Origin of the sequence: Staphylococcus agnetis, from assembly GCF_002901865.1 — a bacterium.
Classification (GTDB): Bacteria; Bacillota; Bacilli; order Staphylococcales; family Staphylococcaceae; genus Staphylococcus; species Staphylococcus agnetis.
The window spans coordinates 1-6,907 of the sequence record NZ_PPQF01000084.1; the positions used below are offsets into that span (position 1 = coordinate 1).

General features: G+C 33.5%; 5 protein-coding genes and 1 pseudogene. 5 read left to right on the forward strand and 1 reads right to left on the reverse strand.

Annotation, left to right across the window (positions count from 1 at the left end):
• Positions 1–779 precede the first annotated feature (779 nt).
• Positions 780–1,826: a glycosyltransferase family 4 protein gene (locus tag CD172_RS11170; protein ID WP_060552449.1), complete on the forward strand. Its 1,047-nt coding sequence runs from the start codon at positions 780–782 to the stop codon at positions 1,824–1,826.
• Between the two features lie 47 nt (positions 1,827–1,873).
• Here CD172_RS11170 and CD172_RS11175 read toward each other — a convergent pair whose 3' ends face one another.
• Entirely contained in the window at positions 1,874–2,512 is a 639-nt protein-coding gene (locus CD172_RS11175) for a YigZ family protein (RefSeq protein ID WP_103346398.1), read from the reverse strand.
• 316 nt (positions 2,513–2,828) lie between these two features.
• Here CD172_RS11175 and fakB1 point away from each other — a divergent pair, with 316 nt between their 5' ends.
• From fakB1 to hpf, 4 genes and pseudogenes are all read left to right on the forward strand, one after another.
• On the forward strand, positions 2,829–3,692 hold the full coding sequence (gene fakB1 / locus CD172_RS11180) for a fatty acid kinase binding subunit FakB1 (RefSeq protein ID WP_103346399.1): 864 nt from the start codon (positions 2,829–2,831) through the stop codon (positions 3,690–3,692).
• A gap of 142 nt (positions 3,693–3,834) precedes the next feature.
• Positions 3,835–5,122, forward strand: a pseudogene (locus tag CD172_RS11185) (DEAD/DEAH box helicase family protein).
• Positions 5,122–5,781, forward strand: coding sequence for a ComF family protein (locus CD172_RS11190; RefSeq protein ID WP_060552453.1), 660 nt, complete (start codon positions 5,122–5,124; stop codon positions 5,779–5,781). Before CD172_RS11185 ends, CD172_RS11190 begins: the two are co-directional and overlap by 1 nt.
• Before the next feature lie 62 nt (positions 5,782–5,843).
• Complete coding sequence (hpf, locus tag CD172_RS11195) at positions 5,844–6,413, forward strand: ribosome hibernation-promoting factor, HPF/YfiA family (protein WP_060552454.1); 570 nt, start codon at positions 5,844–5,846, stop codon at positions 6,411–6,413.
• Positions 6,414–6,907 lie beyond the last annotated feature (494 nt).

A 6,907-nucleotide genomic window follows, 5' to 3' on the forward strand; every position in this document is an offset into this window, starting at 1 on the left:
CAGAAGTAGTGCTTAGAGAAAAGACTAAACTGAGCAACACAAAACTACATAATTTTTTGTTCATATAAAAACTCCTTTCATTAATATAAATCTATTATACAAAAATTTTATAAAAATGCAAAAAATAATTGGAAAAATAAAAAAATATTTCTTTTGGGGTTCGGTGAAGTATATGTCAAAGGGCTTGTATAACGTGTGTTTATCTATATCAAAGGCTTTATCATAAAACAAAAAGCGTTAAAAAAGAACTTGATTATAGAAAATATTTAATTAACTGTGTATTATATTTATGATTTAGAATAGATTTAAGTGACAATGAATACAATTATGTATGAACATCTAGAAAATCTCATGTGCCCATAGTGGGTCGTTTCAAAATATGTTAGTTTAAAAGTACGTGTAATGTACCGTTTTTTTTATGTGATGATAATTTATGCTCCAATGCTATGTGAGAGAAAGCACACGTTTTAAACGGTGTAATGATATCAATTATTGGTTGTTATATAGAACATAGAGGTTATGAAGAGAAGTCTTTTTATATAAAATTATATATATGAAATTATTCATACATAATACTTAAATTTGTTAGAATGAAAATAACTATTTGACAGCGCTACATTACTTTTAGCATCATGTATTTTTAAGATTATATTGAACAGTGATGCCTTACATGTCATTTCGTGTTACTATATAATCAGATTGTTTGACTGAAACAGTTGTTTTTAAATTTAAAATTAAAATGTAACAGATATATTATTTTGAAATTTGTAGGTGAACGGATGTATACTCTAACGTTGATAGTATTTTCAATGATTGTCAGCTTAATCTTAACACCTATAGTAATAGCAGTTTCCAAAAAATTAGATATCGTTGATCGTCCTAACTTTAGGAAAATACATACGAAACCTATTTCAATGTTAGGTGGTTCAGCGATATTGCTATCTTTTTTCATAGGAATTTGGCTCGGTGCTCCTATTGAACGTGAAATCAAACCGCTATTACTGGGTGCTATCGTCATTTATTTCGTTGGTCTTATTGATGATTTATACGATTTAAAGCCAATATTAAAATTGATTGGGCAAATTTTTGCTGCGACCATTGTCGTTTATTATGGTGTGACGATTGATTTCATATCAATTCCGATTGGACCGACAATTCATTTCGGTTTATTTAGTATTCCAATTACGATATTTTGGATTGTAGCAATAACGAATGCGATTAATTTAATTGATGGTTTAGACGGTTTGGCTGCCGGTGTCTCTATGATTGCGTTAGTGACAATCGCATTTATCGCAATCTTGCAAGGAAATATATTTATTATCATGATTTGTAGTGTCCTCATCGGTTCGCTATTAGGATTTCTTGTATTTAATTTTCATCCTGCTAAAATCTTTCTTGGAGATAGTGGGGCTTTATTACTAGGATTTATAATCGGCTTCTTATCTTTATTAGGGTTTAAAAATATTACGTTTATATCATTATTCTTCCCAATCGTTATTTTAGCGGTGCCATTTATTGACACATTATTTGCGATGATTCGAAGAGTGAAGCAAGGACAGCATATTATGCAAGCGGATAAATCCCATCTTCATCATAAATTATTAGATTTAGGCTATACGCATAGACAAACAGTTATTTTAATATATGCGATGGCAATCATGTTTAGTGTCGTGAGCGTTATTTTATATTTATCCCAACCATGGGGTGTCTTTTTAACAATCATCCTCATCATTGTCACAATTGAACTTATTGTTGAATTTACCGGACTTATCGATGATGATTATCGGCCATTATTAAATTTAATATCTCGTCGACATACAAAATAGAAATCCTGTTACTTTAAGCAACACGTGCTTAAAAGTAACAGGATTTTTTATGTTTCAATATCAAATGCGAGCGGTTTGACGTCTTTTTCAGTTAAATCAAATTGACCTTGCGTATGTTGATTTAGAAATTGTATAAATGCGTCACGTTCTGCTTCTATCACATCAATGTGATACGTAACTTTATCTGTATATGTTGTATCTCTTAAATAAAAAGAGGTGGATTGAAGTTCATATTCGAACTTTCCTGTCAGATCATAAGCAATAGTGACATGACATGGGATGGCTGGTTTCAGTTCCACGCGTCCCACTGCTTTAATCACATCTCGCACAGCGCCTCCATATGCACGAATTAAACCGCCAGTCCCTAATTTAATACCACCAAAATAACGCGTAACCACGACAGCGGCATTATGTATCTCGTGTTTTTTTAACATCTCTAACATAGGCACACCGGCAGTACCACTAGGCTCACCGTCATCATTCGCTTTTTGAATATGCATCGTATCTCCAATTGTATATGCGGAACAATTATGAGTTGCTTCGCGGTGTTCTTTTTTCTTAGCATCTATAAACGCTTTTGCTTCCTCTTCAGATTGAACTGGCTTTATATGCGCGATAAAGCGTGATTTACTAATTACATTTTCAATGATATGTTCGTCCTTTATAGTAATGATGTTATCTTCCACAAGCCCATCTCCAATCTACAAAAGTGTGTATGATGATTATACTATAATTTATAGTTGAACTTGAAAAAAATCAATAGCTTAAATGACTGAAATTTGATATAAAAGATTGTATGATAGTATTAATCAAAAATTAAAAAGTACCATACGATGACATCTTAAATATGTTGTTTAATATAAGTGTATTAGCGTTACTTTCTGAGATTGACATTGAATAGGCGGTAGATCTTTTAATGAAATCATAGATCATTAGATTTTATTCGCTCTCCATTAAGTTATAAAGATGAATTTTGTTCAAAATTTAGGAGGACAAGAAAAAATGAAAATAGCTGTTATGACAGATTCAACAAGTTACATTCCTCAACACTATTTAAAAGAAAATAATATCCGTGTAGTGCCGTTAAGTATTACGTTAGAAAATGGCGAAAATCATAAAGAAATTGAATCCATCACTTCAGAAGAATTTTATTCAATATTAGCAAAATCAAATTCAATTCCTACAACAAGTCAACCAGCTATAGGAGAAATGATTCATGCATTTGAAGCTTATAAAGCTGAGGGATATACAGATGTCATTACAGTACATTTATCTAGCGGTATTAGTGGTGCATATCAAACCTCTGTTCAAGCCGCTTCGATGGTTGAGGGGATTAATGTTCACCCTATTGATTCCCAAATCGCATGTCTAGTTGAAGGTGCCCTTGTCATTAGAGCCATTGATTTGATTAATGAGGGAAAGCATATTGACGAGATTTTAGAAGATTTAGAAGATATGCGTCAACACACAGGTGCCTATCTCGTTGTGGATGATTTGAAAAACTTAAGTAAAAGTGGTCGCATCACAGGTGCACAAGCTTGGATAGGTAATTTACTAAAAATGAAACCTGTTTTAACATTTGAAGATGGTCTCATTGTACCTTACGAAAAAGTTCGCACGAAAAAGAAGGCGCTAAAATTGATTGAAGATAAAGCGATTGAAATGTCCAATCAATATAACATTGCAACGGTAATAATTATTGGTGGAGACAACAAAGATGAATCGCAACGTGTATTGAATGATTTAAAAGCCAAGTATCCTGAAAAAAACATCATTTTCTCTGAATTCGGCCCCGTCATCTCTTCTCACTTAGGACTAGGTGGCTTTGGCATAGGTGTTGTGAATAGACATATTGAATTGTATTAATTGCTTAAACAGTAGCGCATTCATAAGAATGTTGTTGCTGTTTTTTATTTTAATATATGCAGTGGCAAATAAATGATGTAATGAAAATGGGAAAAGTAAATGACCGCGTTAGATCGAGTATATAAGTGAAAGGAGGCATTCATTGAAACGATATGGTCAATTAGTTAGATTACCTGATACTTTAACGGATGAAAAAATTGCTGAAACCACGCCTGGTGTTTGTCAAACAGATAAAGGTTTTAAGTGTATCCAATGTGGTACAACGGAGAGGTTTCACTTTTACTGTTATAAAAGCCCTTTTTTTCAAAGAAGATATTATATATTGTCGGAATTGTATTGCGATGGGGAGGATGGATACAAAGCGCCATGTTGTTATAACTCAAACGAAAAGAATGAAGAGTGACGGATATTATCAGCTGCCATTTTCACTATCTGAACAGCAAACGTATGCCTCTCGCAAAATAGTATCTGCCGTCGAATCAAAGCAACCGTTACTTTTGCATGCGGTTACAGGTGCCGGCAAGACTGAGATGATGTTTGAAGCCATTTCTGTAGCACGTCAAAAAGGAGACAATATTGCCATCGTCTCGCCGCGTGTAGATGTAGTGGTAGAAGTGAGTCAACGTGTATGTCAAACGTTTACAAGAGAAGAAATTGATATTTTACATCAGTCGAGTAGACAAAAATACAATGGTCATTTTGTCATTGCAACAGTGCATCAATTATACCGATTTAAAAATCATTTTGATGTCATTTTCATAGATGAAGTGGATGCATTTCCACTCTCGATGGATCGACAGTTACAACAAACGATTGCACGGGCTGCACGCGCGACACATGCCTGTATATACATGACTGCTACACCTCCAAAACCTCTCATGCGTTCGTTTCATGCTACTCAAATCATTACGTTACCTGCACGGTTTCACCGTCATCCTCTAGTTGTACCAGAATTCCGCTACATGAAAATAAAATATTCACAAGCACAACATAGTCTTATAAGTGAGTTAAAAAATCAAATGAACCGTCAACGTACGACATTACTGTTTTTTAGTAATATTGAAAACATGAAACGCTTTTATAGTGCATATCGTACAACTTTCAAAAACATGTGTTATGTCTATAGTGAAGATGCTGATAGATTAGAAAAAGTACAACAGCTTAGAAATGGTATGTATCAAATTGTCTTAACAACAACGATTTTAGAACGAGGTTTTACAATGGCGTTTCTAGATGTATGGGTAATGGATAGTCATCATTTTACAGCTGATGCGCTCGTGCAAATTGCTGGGAGAGTAGGGCGAAAACAAGAATCTCCCAATGGATTGGTTCGTTTTTACCATGAAGGGAGGACATTAGCAATGTACAAAGCTCGACGTAACATACGCCAAATGAATCGAATGGCATATCTTAAAGGATGGGTTGATTAATGAGATGTCACATTTGTCATTCGTTTTATGATGAATTATTTACTTTAGAGCTGTTATTTCAACCCACAAACATTCTATGTGAACATTGTAGGAATTTATTAGAACAATGCATTTTTAATTCTACGGGGAGATGTAGCTATTGTTTAGGTGAATACCAGAATTCAAAATGTATCAATTGTGACTCAGTTAAATACGTTTATACATTTGATTCGATAGATGCATGCTTTCATTATGAAGGTTTTTATAAAACCCTTTTCCATCAATACAAATTTCTTGGGGATGTTGCACTTGCTCAAGTTATTGCAAAGTACATTTCCATTAAAGCTCAACATTATGATTACATTATTCCAGTACCGTCTGTAAAAGAGAATGACATCGAAAGGACTTTCAATCCTGTACAAGTTATTTTAAGTGCGTTAAGTATCGATTTTGAAGACTGTTTAAAGATGCATCGACGACCAAAACAATACCAACTCACTTTAAAAGAGCGAATGTCATTAAGTAATGATATTGAAGTGAAAGGTGATATAAACCTCGAAAATAAACGTATTTTACTTGTGGATGATATTTACACAACAGGCCGAACTGCGCATAACGTTGCGGTTAAGCTGTTTCAAAGAAAAGTCAGAAAATTGAGTATGTTAACGTTTGCACGTTAGCATAAACATGGTAAAATATAAGTAAGAAATACAATAACAAGAGGTTGAAAGGAGCGAGCACTATGATTAACTTTGAAATTCATGGAGACAACCTCACAATCACAGATGCTATTCGCAATTACATTGAAGACAAGATTGGTAAATTAGAAAGATATTTCACTAACGTACCTAATGCAACAGCACACGTTAAAGTGAAAACTTACCAAAATTCAGGTACAAAAATTGAAGTAACAATTCCGTTGAAAAATGTTACTTTAAGAGCGGAAGAGCGTCATGATGATTTATATGCAGGCATCGACTTAATTACGAATAAATTAGAACGTCAAGTTCGTAAATATAAAACGCGTGTTAACCGCAAAAATCGCGACCGTGGAAATGAACAAGATATTTTTGTAGATGCTGAAGCAACATCACCGGATATCGACAACGAATCAAGTGATTCGGAAATCGAAATTATCCGTTCTAAAACATTTGGATTAAAACCAATGGATTCTGAAGAAGCAGTACTTCAGATGAATTTATTAGGCCATGATTTCTTCGTGTTCCATGACAGAGATACTGAAGGAACAAGTATTGTTTATCGTAGAAAAGACGGAAAATATGGATTGATTGAAACAGAATCATTAGAATAAATGATTGAATCTCATACGAGTTGTATCACTTTAGGGGCTGGGACATAATGTAAATGTTCTGGTCCCTTAGTCCATTATAAAATGATAGTGATAGTCATTCCGGTTCATCACTTTATCATTAATTCGTGTAGCTATGTTTTTGAGGATGTATAGGATGCGCAATTAGGTGATTGATTCACAATACAAAATCAACTTAAATAGAGCGTAATTGAACATTGCGTTAAATCTTCAAAGTTTTAACACGTATGTTGCCTCATTATGATGTGTTGAAACTTAGATCTACGTTAAATTGAGGTCATACATTATTCCCCTGAGAACCATTAATGAGTTGCTACAGTATACACTTAACAAGCGTTTAAAAATAATAAAGCATGGTGTTTTATTTTCATAGCTCAATAAGTTTTGAATAGGGCTATTAATATTAGTATTTTCTTAAGACATAAGTATATGAGTATAAATTTATACCTAAAAATGATATGATGTGTTGTTGTAAG

Excerpts from the sequence above, each read along its gene's own strand:
- CD172_RS11170 (WP_060552449.1), top strand. The coding sequence starts at position 780 with ATGTATACTCTAACGTTGATAGTATTTTCAATGATTGTCAGCTTAATC.
- hpf (WP_060552454.1), top strand. The coding sequence starts at position 5,844 with ATGATTAACTTTGAAATTCATGGAGACAACCTCACAATCACAGATGCT.
- fakB1 (WP_103346399.1), top strand. The coding sequence starts at position 2,829 with ATGAAAATAGCTGTTATGACAGATTCAACAAGTTACATTCCTCAACAC.
- CD172_RS11190 (WP_060552453.1), top strand. The coding sequence starts at position 5,122 with ATGAGATGTCACATTTGTCATTCGTTTTATGATGAATTATTTACTTTA.